The 17,851-nt window shown below is 43.0% G+C and carries 18 protein-coding genes; 4 read left to right on the plus strand and 14 right to left on the minus strand.

Translation table 11 applies throughout. The annotated features are described in order from the left end of the window. Window positions 1-2: 2 nt before the first annotated feature. The 5 genes from nrdD to PSF28_RS10690 form a co-directional block, all read right to left on the minus strand. The gene (gene nrdD, locus PSF28_RS10670; protein WP_272685033.1) at window positions 3-2,141 is read right to left on the minus strand and encodes an anaerobic ribonucleoside-triphosphate reductase; all 2,139 of its coding nucleotides are present in this window, start codon (window positions 2,139-2,141) and stop codon (window positions 3-5) included. A 430-nt stretch (window positions 2,142-2,571) separates the two neighbouring features. Continuing rightward, window positions 2,572-2,958 carry a 2-iminobutanoate/2-iminopropanoate deaminase gene (ridA, locus tag PSF28_RS10675; RefSeq protein ID WP_004907508.1) on the minus strand — a complete coding sequence of 129 codons (387 nt, stop codon included), beginning with the start codon at window positions 2,956-2,958 and terminating at the stop codon, window positions 2,572-2,574. 162 nt (window positions 2,959-3,120) lie between these two features. Continuing rightward, window positions 3,121-3,585, minus strand: coding sequence for an aspartate carbamoyltransferase regulatory subunit (gene pyrI, locus PSF28_RS10680; RefSeq protein ID WP_004907509.1), 465 nt, complete (start codon window positions 3,583-3,585; stop codon window positions 3,121-3,123). Between the two features lie 13 nt (window positions 3,586-3,598). Then, complete coding sequence (gene pyrB, locus PSF28_RS10685; RefSeq protein WP_004907510.1) at window positions 3,599-4,534, minus strand: aspartate carbamoyltransferase; 936 nt, start codon at window positions 4,532-4,534, stop codon at window positions 3,599-3,601. Window positions 4,535-4,568: 34 nt separating this feature from the next. After that, window positions 4,569-4,700 (minus strand): hypothetical protein, encoded by a 132-nt coding sequence (locus PSF28_RS10690; RefSeq protein WP_272664528.1) that lies wholly within the window; start codon window positions 4,698-4,700, stop codon window positions 4,569-4,571. A gap of 276 nt (window positions 4,701-4,976) precedes the next feature. Here PSF28_RS10690 and PSF28_RS10695 point away from each other — a divergent pair, with 276 nt between their 5' ends. After that, entirely contained in the window at window positions 4,977-5,333 is a 357-nt protein-coding gene (locus tag PSF28_RS10695) for a hypothetical protein (RefSeq protein ID WP_036958764.1), read from the plus strand. 61 nt (window positions 5,334-5,394) lie between these two features. On the opposite strand, the gene phnV is transcribed toward PSF28_RS10695, so the two are convergent. The 5 genes from phnV to phnR all read right to left on the minus strand — a co-directional run bounded on the left by phnV (window position 5,395) and on the right by phnR (window position 10,033). Continuing rightward, complete coding sequence (gene phnV / locus PSF28_RS10700) at window positions 5,395-6,192, minus strand: 2-aminoethylphosphonate ABC transport system, membrane component PhnV (RefSeq protein ID WP_210835638.1); 798 nt, start codon at window positions 6,190-6,192, stop codon at window positions 5,395-5,397. 2 nt (window positions 6,193-6,194) lie between these two features. Further along, window positions 6,195-7,055 (minus strand): 2-aminoethylphosphonate ABC transporter permease subunit, encoded by an 861-nt coding sequence (phnU, locus tag PSF28_RS10705; RefSeq protein WP_272685034.1) that lies wholly within the window; start codon window positions 7,053-7,055, stop codon window positions 6,195-6,197. A 1-nt stretch (window position 7,056) separates the two neighbouring features. Then, window positions 7,057-8,166: a 2-aminoethylphosphonate ABC transport system ATP-binding subunit PhnT gene (gene phnT / locus PSF28_RS10710; protein WP_272685039.1), complete on the minus strand. Its 1,110-nt coding sequence runs from the start codon at window positions 8,164-8,166 to the stop codon at window positions 7,057-7,059. Window positions 8,167-8,172: 6 nt separating this feature from the next. Beyond that, window positions 8,173-9,186 (minus strand): 2-aminoethylphosphonate ABC transporter substrate-binding protein, encoded by a 1,014-nt coding sequence (phnS, locus tag PSF28_RS10715; RefSeq protein ID WP_210835634.1) that lies wholly within the window; start codon window positions 9,184-9,186, stop codon window positions 8,173-8,175. Between the two features lie 127 nt (window positions 9,187-9,313). Then, window positions 9,314-10,033: a phosphonate utilization transcriptional regulator PhnR gene (gene phnR, locus PSF28_RS10720; protein WP_004907519.1), complete on the minus strand. Its 720-nt coding sequence runs from the start codon at window positions 10,031-10,033 to the stop codon at window positions 9,314-9,316. A gap of 138 nt (window positions 10,034-10,171) precedes the next feature. Here phnR and phnW point away from each other — a divergent pair, with 138 nt between their 5' ends. Further along, entirely contained in the window at window positions 10,172-11,275 is a 1,104-nt protein-coding gene (gene phnW, locus PSF28_RS10725; RefSeq protein ID WP_272685035.1) for a 2-aminoethylphosphonate--pyruvate transaminase, read from the plus strand. A 9-nt stretch (window positions 11,276-11,284) separates the two neighbouring features. Then, window positions 11,285-12,094 (plus strand): phosphonoacetaldehyde hydrolase, encoded by an 810-nt coding sequence (gene phnX, locus PSF28_RS10730; protein ID WP_272685036.1) that lies wholly within the window; start codon window positions 11,285-11,287, stop codon window positions 12,092-12,094. 45 nt (window positions 12,095-12,139) lie between these two features. Here the strand turns inward: phnX and argF are convergent, their stop codons facing one another. Beyond that, a complete protein-coding gene (gene argF / locus PSF28_RS10735; RefSeq protein WP_210835629.1) occupies window positions 12,140-13,165 on the minus strand; it encodes an ornithine carbamoyltransferase in 1,026 nt (341 codons plus the stop codon). A 169-nt stretch (window positions 13,166-13,334) separates the two neighbouring features. On the opposite strand from argF, the gene rraB reads away from it, so the two are divergent. After that, on the plus strand, window positions 13,335-13,748 hold the full coding sequence (rraB, locus tag PSF28_RS10740) for a ribonuclease E inhibitor RraB (protein WP_004907524.1): 414 nt from the start codon (window positions 13,335-13,337) through the stop codon (window positions 13,746-13,748). Between the two features lie 68 nt (window positions 13,749-13,816). Here the strand turns inward: rraB and PSF28_RS10745 are convergent, their stop codons facing one another. The 3 genes from PSF28_RS10745 to PSF28_RS10755 form a co-directional block, all read right to left on the minus strand. Continuing rightward, window positions 13,817-14,320, minus strand: coding sequence for a GNAT family N-acetyltransferase (locus PSF28_RS10745; RefSeq protein ID WP_210835627.1), 504 nt, complete (start codon window positions 14,318-14,320; stop codon window positions 13,817-13,819). A 161-nt stretch (window positions 14,321-14,481) separates the two neighbouring features. Then, entirely contained in the window at window positions 14,482-17,352 is a 2,871-nt protein-coding gene (locus PSF28_RS10750; RefSeq protein ID WP_272685040.1) for a valine--tRNA ligase, read from the minus strand. Window positions 17,353-17,389: 37 nt separating this feature from the next. Further along, window positions 17,390-17,839, minus strand: a complete 450-nt coding sequence (locus PSF28_RS10755; RefSeq protein ID WP_272685041.1) for a DNA polymerase III subunit chi — start codon at window positions 17,837-17,839, stop codon at window positions 17,390-17,392. Window positions 17,840-17,851: the final 12 nt, after the last annotated feature.

Raw genomic sequence — 17,851 nt, forward strand, 5'->3', positions numbered from 1 at the left:
TATTAACCTATTTGGCCGTTACCTAAATGCTTAATGCGGCGTTTTACTTCTTCTTGTTTACCTGCATTAAATGGCCTTGCATCTGGGCTGCCTAAATAGCCACACACACGGCGGATAACCGAAACTCGGTTAGTATCATGGTTACCACAAGCAGGACAGGTAAAGCCTTTACTGGTGCAGGAAAACTCACCGGAAAAACCACATTCATAGCACTCATCAATGGGTGTGTTAGTACCATAATAAGGCACATGTTGATAGCTGTAGTCCCACACGTCTTCTAAGGCTCTAACATTATGTTGTAAGTTTGGATATTCGCCATAACAGATAAAACCGCCATTCGCGAGTGCAGGGTAAGGCGCTTCAAAATCAATTTTATCGTAAGGATTCACCTGTTTTTCAACATCTAGGTGGAAGCTGTTTGTATAGTAACCTTTGTCGGTAACACCTTGTATCACACCAAATTCAGCGGTATCGAGACGGCAGAAGCGGTCACATAGGTTTTCACTTGGTGTGCTGTATAAACTGAAACCATAGCCTGTTTGGGCTTTCCATTCATCGGTAGCTTGGCGTAAGTGGTTGACAATTTCGACAGCTTTTTCACGTAATTTTTCGTCATCATAGACATGGGTCTGTGTGCCAAAAAGTGCATTGATGGTTTCATGCAACCCAATGTAACCTAACGAAATGGACGCGCGACCATTTTTGAAGATCTCAGCAACGTTGTCATCCGCTTTTAAGCGAACTCCGCAGGCGCCTTCCATATACAAAATTGGGGCAACACGTGCTTTTACGGTTTCTAAACGGGCAATGCGAGTCATTAAGGCTTTTTTGGCAATGGCTAAACGTTCATCCAGTAATGCCCAAAACGCATCTTCACTCCCCTGTGCTTCGATAGCAATACGAGGCAAATTGAGGCTAATAACGCCTAAATTGTTGCGCCCATCGTGAATTTGTTGCCCATTTTCCTCATAGACACCCAGGAAGCTGCGGCAGCCCATTGGTGTTTTAAATGACCCAGTGACATCAACGACACGGTCGTAGTTAAGAATATCGGGATACATGCGCTTACTGGCACACTCTAAAGCGAGCTGTTTGATATCATAACTAGGGTCACCTAATTTGTGGTTTAGACCATCTTTAATTGCAAATACGAGTTTGGGGAAAACTGCCGTTTTACGATTTTTACCGAGGCCGGCAATGCGATTTTTCAGAATAGATTGCTGAATTAACCGTGCTTCTTTAGAGGTTCCAAGGCCAAAACCAAAGGTAACAAACGGGGTTTGGCCATTTGCGGTGTGAAGTGTATTAACCTCATATTCTAAAGATTGAAAGGCGTCATAACACTCTTTATCAGTACGACTGTTTGCATAACCCTCTGCGTCTGCAATTCCCCATTTTTTGGCGACTTTTAGGTGCTTTTCGAAGCTAATTGCGACATATGGCGCTAAAATTTCGTCAATACGGTTAATGGTTGTGCCCCCATAAATATGGCTCGCGACTTGGGCAATAATTTGTGCGGTAACGGCTGTTGCGGTTGAAATAGACTTTGGCGGCTCTATTTCGGCATTTCCCATTTTAAACCCGTTAGTTAACATGCCTTCAAGGTCAATTAACATACAGTTAAACATTGGAAAGAAGGGTGCATAGTCGAGGTCATGATAGTGAATTTCACCGCGTTCGTGTGCGATAACGACATCTCTTGGTAAAATATGCTGTTTTGCATAGTGTTTAGCGACAATACCCGCGAGTAAATCGCGTTGTGTCGGGATCACTTTACTGTCTTTATTGGCATTTTCATTGAGTAAAGAGACGTTACTTTGTTCGATTAGCCCACGAATGTCATGAGTCAATTGGCTGCGTTTTTCACGTTCGCTGTCTCTATCGTGGCGATATTCAATATAAGCACGAGCTAAGTCTTTATAAGGCCCGGCCATTAGTTGGTCTTCAACCGCATCTTGAATGTCAGCGATATCCACTCGGTCACGGCTGCAAAGTTGTTCTGTGACGACAGAAGCAACCTGAAGACAATAATCGTCATCCTTAACATTCACAGCAGCCGCTGCGCGTTTAACGGCTTCCTGAATTCGTGGAAGGTCAAAACCGACCTGACAACCATCTCTTTTAATAACAACCGTTCCCACGGGCATTCTCCTTGTTAAGTTATCCACAATACGACTTCAGCTATTCGCCATGTTTATCACGGGTACTAATCTGTGGATAAAATGTGAATAAATACTATATGTTGTGTCAATTGGTGTAATTAAAGCACAATATGTGGGATATTGCTTTTATTTAGATCGCCAACATTTGATTTAAAACAAAGAAAAAAATAATTTGTATGAAGATCAAAAGCGCAGAGGAAATAAATCTTTTCAGTTACTAGGATTCATTTTAATCATGCAAATAAAGTGTGTGTAATCGAATTTCCATCAGCGGAAAACGGGAAAAGTAGAGTTATAGTGTACAATCGGGAAGTTTTATGAGGACGGTAATACGTTTGGGGTGACAAAATCAGCGGGAAAAATAAAGACACCCCACTCAAAGCATGGGGTGTTTGGCTCGAACTAATCGTTATTTACGTACTGCGATTGCTTCGATTTCAATTTTTACGTCTTTTGGCAGACGAGCAACTTCAACACAAGAGCGAGCTGGGAATGGTGCATTATGTTGCTTGAAAAACTCTTCATAGGTGGCATTCACTGTCGCGAAGTCATTTAAATCTTTTACAAATACCGTTGTTTTCACGATATTGGCCGCACTTAAGCCTGCCTTTTCTAAAATCGCTTTTACATTAGCCAGTGATTGGCGAGTTTGTGCTGCGATATCTTCAGGCACTTCACCGGTTTTAGGGTCAACAGGGATTTGACCTGATGTGATAACCATACTACCCAAATCTACGCCTTGAACGTAAGGACCGATCGCTGCTGGTGCGTTTTCTGTATTGATTTCGTATGACATAACTACTCCGTTTCATCACGTAAAGAGAAAATACTCGTCATGTGGCAAGCCACAGCGGTGTTTGTGGCTTGGTGTGACTTTGAGTATAACTTTATGGGGTATTAGGCGCTATTATAAACATGGATTGCACCTAGACAACACCGCAGTCTACGCAAAAACAACTTATTGGTTATTGATCACAGCGTCTCTATCGAACTCTTTTTCACAGAATTTACACGTCAGTGCGACTTCTTTGCCGATTTTTTTCACTCGGAAACTGCTTGATACGGGCTCATTATGGCTAATACAGTTGCTATTTGGGCAAATTAACACATTGTCGATATACTGAGGCAGTGTGAGTTCAAGCTTTTCGACCACTTGGTAATCTTCAATGCGATTCACAGTGGCTTCAGGGGCATACATGGCTAATTGGTTAGCTTGCTCTGGGGTTAAAAAGGTATTTTCAATTTTGATAATGTCTTTCTTACCTAGATTGCTTGATGGCAAATTTAAGCCAATTGTGATGCGTTCATCTGTTTTTGTTAGTTTAAACAACTTTAGTAATTTGAAACCAATTTGAGCAGGAATGTGGTCAATCACTGTACCGTGGCTGATTGCTTCAACTTGTAATTTATGGTCGTGTGTCATGATGATTTCCTCCTCAGATAGCTAATTCTTTATTTAAAACCAGAGATAACAACGCCTGCCTTGCATAAATCCCATTTCCTGCTTGTTGAAAATAGTAAGCATATGGGGTGCTATCTACATCAACCGCGATTTCATCAACTCGAGGTAATGGATGTAAGACTTTTAAATTCGGTTTTGCACAATGCAAGTCAGCGGCACTTAAAATAAATTGGGCTTTCACATTCGCGTATTCAGAAGGGTCGAGACGCTCTTTTTGTACGCGAGTCATATACAGAATGTCGAGTTCTGGCATCACTTCATCAATGTTATTGTGCAGGCTGTAGGTTGCGCCTTTTTCTTCTAAGATGTGCAGAATATGGTTTGGCATTGAAAGCGCTTCGGGAGCAATAAAGTAGAAGTGATTACCTTCAAATTTAGACAGTGCTTGTGTAAGAGAATGCACGGTTCTGCCATATTTTAAGTCACCGACCATGGCAATTTGTAGGTTCTCTAAACGGCCTTGCGTTTCTTGGATAGTAAACAAGTCGAGTAATGTTTGCGTTGGATGCTGGTTCGAGCCATCGCCTGCATTAATGACAGGAATATGGCCTGCAAACTGGCTAGCGAGGCGAGCGGCACCTTCTTGCGGATGGCGCATGACGATAGCATCCACATATTGGCTGATAACAGAGATAGTATCGGCCAATGTTTCCCCTTTTTTACCGAGGGAGGTGTTGGTGCTGTCAGAAAAGCCAACAACAGAAGCGCCTAAACGGTGGATAGCTGTTTCAAATGACAAGCGCGTGCGTGTCGAGGCCTCAAAGAAACAGCTTGCGATAACTTTATGTTTTAGGAACTCGGGTTGTGGCTGCTTTTTTAATGAAGCAGCGACGTTAAGTACTAATTCAAGATCTGAACGGTCTAAATCATTAATCGAGATGATATCGCGGTGGTATAAAGGGTTCGGCATTGTTGTTCTCCTGTGTCAGCAAGACATGTTAGGTCTATAGGCCAAAAAAAAGCCCCTCATTGAGGGGCTTTTTTATAAATAAGAAGGGGAAAAACAGGCTGTCCAGACCGCCAGAAGGCAGTGCAGTGGAGGTGTTCTCTGTAAAAAATAGAGCAGCAGCGTTCATGGTTTCTCCCGGCAAATTGTGGCGCATTATACGCATCTGATTCTATGACGCAAGCGTTTGCATAAAGAAAAATACATTTTTTTTATTTTTGCGTTTTGGTGAATATTTGAACTAACTGAAAAATGGGAGAAATAGTATCTCTCAATAGGAAATGTGCTGAGCATTGGTGTTTTTTAAACCAAAATTAAATCACATGATTGAATATACAGTACATTTATTTACACACATTTTATGTACGAGTAAGATATTTTTTCTTTTTAATTAAATATGATCATTATGAAATCACGACTTTTTATTCTATTGGCATTCCTTCTTTCTGGCTGTTCATCTGTTTGGGTACCTGTTTCTGGTGGCTCAAAATTCACTCAAGCTGAGGCGAATGCAGTTTGTAAACCTGAAGCCCTTCATTTGTACCCAATCAAAAATGAAGTTGCACAGCGCTCTGTTATGTCTTATGTCGAAAAAAAATGCAAAAAAGATGATGATTGTGGCAAAGACAAAACCTATAAAGAACAAACACCAGTTATGGAAAGCTATGTGATTGATGTCAATGAAGACACCCGTAATAATTATTACTTGGAATGCATGGTATCCAAAGGCTGGACAAAAAAAGATAAGTATATGTGGGAATAGCACACAAGCCGCTAAATAGCTCAGTAGGTAGGGCTTACTTGGCTATTTAGCGTGACAACTTTTATTTTTGTCCAAGTCTTTTCGCTACTTTCTCTAATTTCATCATTAGTAATAATGTAATCGAAACTAATACAATCGTTAGTGCCGAACCATCTGCAATATTACCTCTATCGGTTAAACTGAAAATGGAAACAGGTAATGTCGCCCAGCCGGGGGGATATAACATCATCGTGGCGCCAAGTTCCCCTAAAGACAATGAGAGGCTTAATGCCAATGCTGAAATCATCCATGGCATTAATAGTGGTAAGGTCACATGGCATAAACGATACCAAGGAGAAGCGCCTAAGCTAAAAGCCACGTTTTCTATATCGGGAGAAATACGCGCTAACCCAGTAGAAACATTGCTAAAAGTAAAAGCTGAAATCAACACAAAATGGGCACTAAATACAATCCAAAAGGTGCCGTTCATCTGTAAATAGCCTTGGCTGAATGCCACAAGGATCCCAAGCCCGATAGAAACAGAAGGAATGGCGCTAGGGAGGTAAAATGCAATACTCAGCCACTTTTGTATTTTCCCACTATGTCTTCTTAGTGCTAACGCAGCCCAAAGCCCACAAAACAACGCAAATAGACTGGCACTAAAACCAACCACTAGGCTGGATAAAATAGCGTCCCAAGCTGGCCCACTAAACGCGTTCACAAAATGCTCAAGAGTAAACCCTGAAGGCAAAATACCATTCCATTGGCGGCTGAAACTTGACATTAAAATCATCACTAAAGGCAGTAAAAACAATAAACTGAATAAGGTGATGGCAATGATAGTGGCAGTTGCTCGCCCTTTTTTAGACCAAATCAACATCATTAATTCCTTCCCCCAAGCCGAGTAGTTGCCATTCTGTAGAGAAAAAATAACCCGAGTGAAAGCAAGATGTTAATTAAGGCAATCATGCATGCTACTGCATAATCTGACTCTAGTATTGCCTTGCTATAGACCATCATCGGTAAGGTATTGACGCCTTTCGCTCCGATAAACAGTACGATGCCAAATTCATTGGTAGTTAACAGCAGGCACAGGCTACCCCCTGCTAATAGAGCGGGAAGTGCTGCAGGGAAAATAACTTGCGCGATAACCCGTGCAGGATGTGCACCTAAAATACTTGCGGCTTCTAACTGGCTCTTGTCGATTTGGCGCAGCGCCGCCATAAGGGGACGCATGACCAAAGGGGTAAAAACGGTAATTTCTGCTAAGATCACGCCATGAATTGAATAAAGGAACTCAACGGGCGGCAATTCGAAATCAAACAATGCTATCAAGGTGCCATTGAGTAGCCCTGCAGAACCATAAATGAAGGTAAAAGCGAGGGTTATCAAGAATGTAGGTAGAGCAATAAAAGTATCAATCACTTGCGTGATAAACCGGCTTCCCGGGAAAGGAATAAACACTAAGATAAGTGATAGGACACTGCCTATCACAAGGCAACCTAAAGTGGCTAAAATGGCGATGTAGAGTGTGTTCCATAATCCATTAATAAAGCGCTTTGACTCAATAAGTTGCCAAAATGCGTCCAATCCCCATTTTCCCGCCTCATTTTGTAGTGCTTGTTGCGCTATCAACAATAAGGGATAAAAAAACAGCGTAACTAACACCAGTAATGGTGGCAATATCCAATAAATGGATTTTATCGTTATTGATGAACCTTTTGGCACGCTAATATGTGACATGTTATTCCCCAATTAAAACGGTATCCGCAGGTGAAAACCATAAGGTGAGTTTTTCACCTATTTTAGGTGGTGAGACCAAGTGAGTGACGGCGACACTCACGGTTTCACCTGCAACATCACAAATTAAATGTGTTAAATCCCCCTGCCAGCGAGTAGATGTTAATGTGGCCTGTAGTTGGTTGGTGGCATTGGAGTTTGGCACTAGCGTAATATGTTGTGGGCGGATACACACCCATTTGTGGGGGCCAGCTCGCATGCCCAATGTATGCGCTTCCAGCAATGTTCCACCACAACTGACATTGACTTTTCTGGGGCTTGTTGAAAAGCCAAGCGCTGTCGCGGCTAGAATATTGGCTCGGCCTAAAAACTCAGCAGCAAAACAATTGGGTGGGCGGTGATATAAGGCATTTTTTTCCCCATGAGCCACTAAATAGCCCTCTTTCATGATGCCAATTTTATCACCAAGCGCGAGTGCTTCAGTTTGGTCATGGGTGACATAAAGGATGGTCAATTCAGGCAGTTCGCGGTGTAAACGGGCGATTTCTTCGACCATATTATGGCGAATTTGCGCATCTAGTGCGGAAAGCGGTTCGTCGAGTAACAGGACTCTAGGCCTTACGGCAATCGCTCTAGCAATTGCAACACGCTGTTGTTGTCCCCCTGAAAGTTGGTGAGGATAGCGGGTTGCGTAATCCGTCATTCCGACGATTTTAAGGGCTTCAACGACTCGCTCATTAATGAGTGCTTTAGGTTGCTTTTGAGCTCGTAAGCCAAATGCCACATTTTCTTCCACTTTCATGTGGGGAAATAATGCGTAGTTTTGCACGACCATACCAAGCCCGCGTTGGTAGGGAGGAAGGTGGGTGATATCCATATCACCTAATAAGATGCGCCCGCTATCAGGTTGAGCAAACCCGGCAATAGCACGTAATACCGTCGTTTTCCCTGAGCCTGATGGGCCAATCAACACCAATATTTCCCCGGGATCGATGGTTAAATCTAATGGTTTTAATACCACACTGTTGTGGTAGGAGACCCGCAAAGACTCCAGTTTGATACCTGAGTGCTCGGTTTGTCGCATCGCTGTAGTGACTTTTCGTTTCATCAACATCACAAGTTACTCACCATCAGTGACTTTTTGCCAACGTGAAATATCATCGGATAGGGAAACTTCAATGTCATCCCAATTTGGCTGCCAGGTTTTCACACCTTCTAACATTTGGACAGCAGTGTGGTATTGCTTGTCAGATGGTGTGATATCTGAACGAACGGGCATTCCCCATGAAAGCTCACTGACCCGGCTTTGTGAGGGTTTATCTAAAAGGAAATTAATCAGCTTTTTGCCGTTTTCTGTTTCAGGGGCGTTGTTCACTAAACCGATAACATAAGGTAAAACCAGTGCACTACGTTCACCATTGGCATCTTTTGGCCAGAAAATTTGGACATTAGGGTTACGTGCCATTTGAGATAAATTCATTTGTAAGTCGCCATTAGCGACATACAGTTCCCCTTTATTGACAAGTGCGGTGAGCTTACCTGTGGAGGCCGATGGGCCAACGTTATTAGCTTGCAATTTGCCGAGGTAATCAAACCCGGCATCTTTGCCATTAAAACTGTGGAAAACTTGAAGCATCACTGCAGTGCCATCACCTGCTTGCCCCGGTGTTGAATATTGCAGTTTATTTTTAAAGCGAGAATCGAGTAGGGCACTCCAATTTTCAGGAGGGGATTTAAGCAGTTTAGCGTTATAGATAAAAGTCAGGTAATTATTGACTAACGGTGTGTAATAGTGATTGGAATTAGGAATATTTGCTGCATTTTCTGGCGTAAATTCAGCTAATAACTGGTTTTTTGCGGCACGTTGAATAAAGGGAGGAACAGTAATCAGCACATCGGCTTGTGGATTGGTACGCTCTTTAGCGAGCCTTTCAACTATCGCCCCTGAACCACTTTCGACATACTGTACTTTGATACCGGTTTGTTTGGTAAATGCCTCGAACTGATTTTTATACCAACTGTTGTTGCCGTCGTGCAGCCCATCAGCGGAGTAAACAGTCACAACATCAGCAGCAAAAACAGAGGTAGAGTAAAGGGCTGCCATTAATAGGCCAGCTAAGTAGGTGCGTTTCATGGTTTTCTCCTGTTAAGGTAAAATGCATTCTGGTATATACCAGATGTTTTTTACGCTAACGGGTTTATATGACAGAAAGATGAAATGCAGCTAAATAGCTAAAATTATTTTCTATAGGCAGAAATAATCACAAAGTATCGACTTCGATGCGCAAGCTATCATGACGCCAGTACTCAACATCATAATCTAAAATTCGCCCATGTTGGTCATAGTTTAAGCGCTGCAACAATAGGGCTGGGCGACCAACGGTAACCCCCAGTGCTTGTGCTGCTTGCGCCGGCATTGCTGTTGGGTAAAAAGACAAATGCATGCTGGTATAAATTAAATTGAAATGGGCTTCGTATACCTCGGTTAGGCTGCCATTAAGATCGTAACGTAGCAGCTCAGGAACGCGAGCAGGTAAGCAATGGTTTTCACAGTAACAAACAGGTCTGTCATCCGCAAAACGTAGGCGGGTGAGTAAATAAATTTGTTCAAATGATTGGAGTTTTAAGGGAGTCATCGCTTCGAGAGGAACGGGAATGACCTTTCCATCCAGTAAGACTGTCTTCGGTTGGCGACCTTGTTCAAGGCAAAGTTTATGGAAATTGGTATTTTGGGTAGGATCTAACCAGAGGCGCTCAGGTGTGACAAACCAACCGCGGCGTTCAGAGCGGTAAATGACTCCACTGGATTCTAACTGTGCCAAACTTTCGCGAATAGTGACGCGAGTAGTATTGAAAATGGCGCAAAGTTCGCGTTCAGAGGGAAGTTTATCACCACATTTTAACGAACCATTTTGAATCCTTTCCTGTAGTTGAGCTTTGATAAGCAAGTATTGTGGGGTTTCATCCGCTGATAATTTCATGATTATTTCCTATTATTGTTTCAGTCATATTATACATAGTTATATGAATTTTTTGTTTCACGCACACTTTTCCTTTGACCTTTTGAATCACCTACGACCATTATAATAGCAATCTGGTATAGACCAAAGGTGAGTTGAATGATAAACAATAATTATTTGCTATTAACACCGGGACCGCTCACAACATCTAAAACGGTGAAGGAAGCCATGTTGTTTGATAGCTGCACATGGGATGATGATTACAATTTAGGCGTTGTACAACATATTCGCCAACAATTAGTGGCACTGGCAACGGCCAACGTAGGGTATTCATCGGTACTACTTCAAGGAAGTGGAAGTTATGCAGTTGAAGCTGTTTTAGGTAGTGCTATCGGTGATAAAGAGAAAGTTTTGATTATCAGTAATGGCGCCTATGGGGCTCGAATGGCACAAATGGCCCAAGGCTTAGGTGTTGCCCATTGTGTTTATGATTGTGGTGAAGTGGCTTTGCCTGATCTGCAACGGGTCGAGCAGTTATTACAACAAGATAACCAAATCACTCATATTGCGATGGTACATTGTGAAACCACGACTGGGATTTTAAACCCGATAGAGAAAATCGCGAAGTTAGCGAAACAGTATCAAAAATGTTATATCGTGGATGCAATGAGCAGTTTTGGCGGAATTCCCATGGATATTGCTGAGCTTAACATTGATTTTCTCATTAGTTCGGCAAATAAGTGTATTCAGGGAGTTCCGGGGTTTGCTTTTGTCATTGCTCGTGCTGATGCACTTGAGGTCTGTAAAGGGCGTTCCCGTTCATTATCGCTAGATTTGTATGCGCAGTGGCGCTGTATGGAAGATTTCCATGGTAAATGGCGTTTTACTTCTCCAACCCATACGGTATTAGCATTTGCCCAGGCACTTAAAGAGTTAGCTCAAGAAGGTGGCGTAGCCGCGCGTTTTCAACGTTATCGACAAAATCAACATAAGCTGGTGGTCGGTATGCGTCAATTGGGTTTTACCACATTGTTAGAAGATGGTCTCCATTCGCCGATTATCACCGCATTTTATTCGCCAAATTCGCCTGATTACCAATTCAAGCAATTTTATCAAAATTTAAAATCACAAGGCTTTGTCATTTATCCGGGCAAGGTCTCGCAAAGTGATTGTTTCCGCATTGGAAACATTGGTGAAGTTTATGAAAAAGACATTGATGCCTTGTTGGTAGCAATAGAAAAAGCCATTTACTGGGAAAAATAAGGGAAAGAAATGAACCGTATTGAAGCTGTTATTCTTGATTGGGCGGGTACCACTGTTGATTTTGGTTCTTTTGCGCCTACTCAGATTTTCATTGAAGCATTTAAATCTGTGTTCGATATGGATATCACACTGGCTCAAGCGCGCATTCCTATGGGGCTAGGAAAATGGCAGCATATTGAAGCACTGGGTAAATTGCCTGAGGTAGACGCTTTATGGAACGCGAAGTTTGGCCGCTCAATGAGTAGTGAGGATATCAATAAAATCTATGCGGCTTTTATGCCATTGCAAATTGCTAAAGTGGTTGACTTTGCTGCGCCAATCGCTGGAGTTATCGACACAATTGCTACATTACGCAGCCAAAATATTAAAATTGGCTCTTGTTCAGGTTACCCTCGTGCCGTGATGGAGAAGTTAGTTCCAGCAGCAAAGGTGTTGGGCTACCAACCCGACTACTGGGTCGCGAGCGATGATATTCCCGCGGGTGGGCGACCGGGGCCTTGGATGGCACTTCAGAACGTGATTAAGTTAGGTATCGGCTCCGTATCAGCTTGTATTAAAGTGGATGATGCTGTTCCTGGTATTGAAGAAGGACGTAATGCCGGGATGTGGAGTGTTGGTTTGTCTATCTCGGGTAATGAGTTTGGTAAAACATGGGAAGAGTATCAAGAGATGACTGTAGATACGGTTAACTCGTTAAAACAACAAGCCGCCGAGAAATTGTATGCTGCTGGTGCTCATTATGTGATTGATACGTTAGCGGATTTGCCATCGGTTATTGATTGTATCAATCAGCGTTTGGCGAAAGGTGAACGTCCATAATGATAGGTTACCCTCAACTCATTTGGTTGAGTTGAGGGTAGGAATTTAAAAAACATTAATAGGAAGTTCTGGCGCTAATGTCGCCACCATTACCGCTTTAATGGTATGTAAACGGTTTTCTGCTTGATCAAAGACAATGCTGTAAGGTGATTCAAAGACTTCTTCCGTGACTTCTAACCCACCAAACATATTGAATTCTTTAGCAAGTTGCGCTCCCAATGTGGTGTCTTCATTATGGAATGCAGGTAAGCAGTGTAAGAACTTAACATTCGGGTTGCCAGTGAGCTTAATCACATCCATATTCACTTGGTATGGTTTTAATAAATTAATGCGCTGTGCCCATACTTCTTTGGCTTCTCCCATCGATACCCACACGTCGGTATAGATAAAATCGGCATCTTTAACACCTTCGGCGACATCTTCCGTGAGTGTGATTTTCGCACCCGTTTTTTGAGCCAGTGCTTGGCAAGTATTCACTAATTCTTCTTCTGGCCAGCAGCTTTTCGGCGCAACAAGGCGTAAATCTAAACCTGTAAGCGCAGCGGCTTCTAGCATCGAATTACCCATGTTATTGCGTGCATCGCCTAAATAGGCAAATTTAATTTCTGAGAAGGGGGTATTTGGTCGGTGCTCTTGAATGGTCAGCAGGTCGGCTAATAACTGTGTGGGATGGAATTCGTTAGTTAGTCCATTCCATACAGGCACTCCCGAGTGCGCGGCTAAGAGTTCTACTGTACTTTGAGCGAACCCACGGTATTGAATGCCGTCATACATCCTGCCCAATACTCGAGCGGTATCTTTCATGGTTTCTTTGTGGCCGATTTGGCTACCAGAAGGCCCTAAATAAGTGACTCTAGCGCCTTGGTCAAATGCACCAACTTCAAATGCACAGCGTGTCCGCGTTGAATCTTTTTCAAAAATAAGCGCAAAGTTTTTACCTGAAAGGAGGGGCTGTTCTGTACCGGCTTTTTTTTCTGATTTTAGCCAAGAAGAGAGTTTTAAAAGTGAATGAATTTCGCTAGAAGTAAAATCAAGTAACCTTAGAAAAGGTTTATTATATAGGGGGTTCATAATTGGTAGCCTTTTTGTTTTGAATTAATATTCAATTTATATTCATAAAAATTCAAAATCAACCCCCAATGCAAAAGAAATTATCTTTAAATATATGGTTTCACTGTCAACCGTATGGGAGAATGGCGCAAAGAAAGACGAGCGACAAAGAAATAAAAGGGGTGTGGATATGGTAGATAAAGCTGAATTGGATGCGCAGTACGAAGAAACTCGCTTAATTATCGAAGAATTATTGGAAGATGGCAGCGATCCTGATGCATTGTATGCGATTGAGCATCATTTCTCTGCTGACAACTTTGCACTGTTAGAAAAAGCGGCTGTTGAAGCTTTTAAACTAGGCTATGAAGTCACGGATGCGGAAGAACTCGAAATTGAAACGGGTGAAACCCTGATGTGCTGTGATGTAATCAGTGAAAGTGCTTTAAATGCAGAGCTGATTGACGCACAAGTTGAACAATTAATGAAACTGGCTGAGAAAATGGGCATCAACTATGATGGTTGGGGCACGTATTTTGAAGACCCAGATGCAGAATATGACGACGAAGACGGTGACGATATCGACCCTGAAGATCGCGTTCATTAATTATTAGTCGCATCATGCAACTGCATAAAAGGATAGCTAAAAACTATCCTTTTTCGTTTAGCGTAGAATTATAATGCCTTTAACATGCGAATTTCACAGTCACTATGACCCGTATTTCCTAACGGTTCATCAATAAATTCAAACCCTAATTTTTCATATAACTTAATAGCCGCTTGGAGCTCTTTGGTTGTTTCTAGGTAGCAATGGGTGTAGCCTTGCTGTTTAGCGAACTCCAGAGACATCAGTACGATTTGCTTCGCTAAGCCTTTGCCGCGTAGTACTGAAGATAAATACATTTTCTGTAGTTCTGCTGTTTCGTTATCACCACCAGCAACTTGTGAAACACCGCCACCGCCAACAATTTTGCCATCCATTTCAACTACCCAGTAAGCACTGCGCGGTTTGCTATACACCTCAAATAAGGTATCTAAAATAGGGTCAGCAACGGCAAAGCCTTTGTCCGCAGTTAAGCCATGTTCAGCGGAAACTTCGCGAATAACGGCGGCGATCCCAGGGTTGTCTTGAGGTTGAATTAAACGAACTTTAACGGTTTGGTTTGTGTCTGTTGTCATGGGAACATCTCTTTTATTTGTATTAATTATATTTTTCATTGCGGCATTGGTAGTCGCAATATGTATGATATTGGCACATTTTTAATATTTTCAATGCCCTAATACAAAAAAGCCCTGACTCATCAACGACGAGTCAGGGACAGATACTTAAAGCTTAATGATTACAAAGAGGAAATGGTCACTTTTTGTGCTTCAATTTTAGCTTTTGCTTCAATATTAGCAGTTAAGCGTTCACGCTCTTTTTCAACGACAGCAGCAGGCGCACGGCTTACAAAACCTTCGTTTGCCAGTTTGTTTTCAATGGTTTCAATCTCTTTAACCACTTTTTCCAGCTCTTTATCTAAACGAGCCAGCTCTGCGTCTTTATCCACTAAACCTGCCATTGGGATAAGGAGCTCTGCACCGCCAATTAGTTTGGTGACAGAAACAGGCGCTTCTTCGCCTTCAGCCAGCACACGAATGCTTTCTAAACGCGCCATCGATTTGATAAAGTTTTGGTTTTCTTCAATACGACGTTTCGCATCAGCAGAAGCACCACGCAGCATCACATCGAGCGGTTTACCTGGAGAAATATTCATTTCTGCACGAATGTTACGAACGGCAATAATCGCTTCTTTGATCCACTCAAGGTCACTCAGCGCAAGTTCATCCACTTTAGCGGCATCGAACTCAGGGAACGCTTGCAACATAATGGTATCAGCGTCAATACCTTTAACGACTTTCACTCGTTGCCAGATAGTCTCAGTGATAAATGGAATGATTGGGTGAGCAAGGCGCAATAAGCCTTCCAGCACTTCGATCAGGGTGAAACGCGCTGCACGAACTTGCGCTTCATTACCTTTATGAACTGCAGGTTTAGACAGCTCTAAGTACCAGTCACAGAATTCATTCCATGTGAAATCATACAAAATACCCGCTGCGATATCGTAACGGTGAGTATCTAACGCTTCACGGTAAGCTTTTACAGTCTGATTAAATTGCGCCATGATCCAGCGGTCAGCCAATGAGAAGCTCATTTCACCGCCGTTTTGGCCGCAATCTTGGCCTTCGGTATTCATCAGAACGAAGCGGCTCGCATTCCATAATTTATTACAGAAGTTACGGTAACCGGACAGGCGTTTCATATCCCAGTTGATATCACGACCTGTTGAAGCTAATGCGGCTAAAGTAAAGCGTAGGGCGTCAGTACCGTGGGCTTCAATGCCTTCTGGATATTCTTTACGAGTACGTTTAGCAATTTTTTCAGCCAATTGCGGCTGCATCATGTTGCCAGTGCGTTTTTCAAGTAAGTCTTCTAAAGAAATACCGTCAATCATATCCAGTGGGTCAATAACGTTCCCTTTGGATTTCGACATTTTTTGGCCTTCTTCATCACGGATCAAGCCTGTCATGTAAACGGTTTTAAATGGTACTTGTGGTTCACCGTTTTCATCTTTGATGAAATGCATGGTCATCATGATCATACGGGCGATCCAGAAGAAAATAATATCGAAGCCACTGACCAATACATCTGTTGGATGGAAGGTTTTCAGTGCATCGGTATTTTCTGGCCAGCCGAGAGTAGAGAATGTCCACAGACCGGAAGAGAACCAAGTATCCAGTACATCGTCGTCTTGGCGAAGAGCAATATCTGCACCTAAGTTGTTTTCACGACGAACTTCGTCTTCATTACGACCCACATAGACATTGCCTTTTTCGTCATACCATGCAGGAATGCGGTGACCCCACCAAAGTTGGCGAGAAATACACCAGTCTTGAATATCACGCATCCAAGAGAAATACATGTTTTCGTACTGACGAGGAACGAACTGAATACGGCCATCTTCAACAGCCTTGATAGCATCACGAGCTAAAGGCTCGGTGCGCACGTACCATTGGTCGGTCAGCATAGGTTCAATAACTACGCCACCACGGTCACCGTAAGGCACAGTTAAGTCATGCGGTTTAACTTCAACCAGCAGGCCTAATTGCTCAAATTCTGCCACGATAGCTTTACGCGCCGCGAAACGTTCCATGCCACGATACGCTTCTGGAATTTCGCAGCTATAAGCGGTGGATGGGTTACCGTTGGTATCGAAAACTTCCGCTTCGTTACGAACGTTACCGTCTAAGTCCATCATGTTAATCATCGTTAACTGATGGCGTTTACCAACTTCATAGTCATTAAAGTCATGAGCTGGCGTGATTTTCACACAACCAGTGCCTTTTTCCATGTCGGCATGTTCGTCACCCACAATTGGAATACGGCGGTTAACGATTGGCAGAATGATTTCTTTGCCAATTAAATCTTTATAGCGTGGATCTTCAGGGTTAACTGCAACACCGGTATCCCCTAACATGGTTTCAGGACGGGTGGTTGCGACCACTAAATAGTCTTTGCCTTCAGCGGTTTTTGCACCATCAGCCAGTGGGTAACGCAGGTGCCACATAGAACCTTTAACTTCACGGTTTTCAACTTCTAAGTCAGAAATTGCCGTGTGCAGTTTTGGGTCCCAGTTGACTAAGCGTTTGCCGCGATAAATTAAGTTTTCTTTATAGAGACGAACGAACGCTTCTTTAACCGCTTTAGATAAGCCTTCATCCATGGTGAAACGTTCGCGATCCCAATCAACAGAGTCGCCTAAACGGCGCATTTGTTGTGAAATTGTACCGCCAGATTCCGCTTTCCATTCCCAGATTTTGTCAATGAACGCATCGCGGCCGTAGTCATGACGGTTTTTACCTTCTTCGGCTGCAATTTTGCGCTCAACGACCATCTGAGTTGCAATACCTGCATGGTCTGTTCCCGTTTGCCATAAGGTATTTTTACCTTGCATACGTTGGTAACGGATCATGGTATCCATGATAGTTTGTTGGAAGGCATGCCCCATGTGCAGGCTACCAGTGACGTTCGGTGGCGGAATGACGACACAGAAGCTGTCTTGGGTGGTATCCCCATTAGGTTTAAAATAACCGCTTTTCTCCCAGTGAGCATACAGTGATTGCTCAATCTCTGCGGGGTTATATGTTTTATCGAGCGAGGGCTCATTCATTGGGCTATCTGGTTTCTTTTCCATTATCTTTTTGTATTCAGTAAGTTGGCGGCGTCGCCATAGTCAAATTGAAGCCGACGCTACGGTACGTTTTATACCGTTCACGCGCCAACTGTTTTAAAGTTTCATCAATAGGTACGAAGTCTATCACTTCATGGAAAGCCGTGGCAAAATCTGCGAACTGATTTTGTAAATTAATCAGTATATCGCGAGGTGTTGTGCCTCTTTTGGCTGGCCAGCAAATTTCAATTGGTGCACCATAACGCGGGCCTTCCCCAGCTAAATTATGTGGGACAAATTGGTGTGGATCACGTTGCCAAAGGGCCTCATCAATCTTTTCAGCTTGTTGCTGTGTTTCGCAAGCAACCAAAACACGCTTTCCACTGCGCCACATTTGTGCAGCAAGCTCACAAGCCAGCCATTCATGGGCTTTAAGTTCAGGATGTGGTGATGCCTGTTCTAGTTGGTAAAACGTACCTTTTTTCATATACCCGTCATA

Origin of the sequence: Providencia sp. PROV130 (assembly GCF_028482225.1) — a bacterium.
In the GTDB taxonomy this organism is placed as follows: domain Bacteria; phylum Pseudomonadota; class Gammaproteobacteria; order Enterobacterales; family Enterobacteriaceae; genus Providencia; species Providencia rettgeri.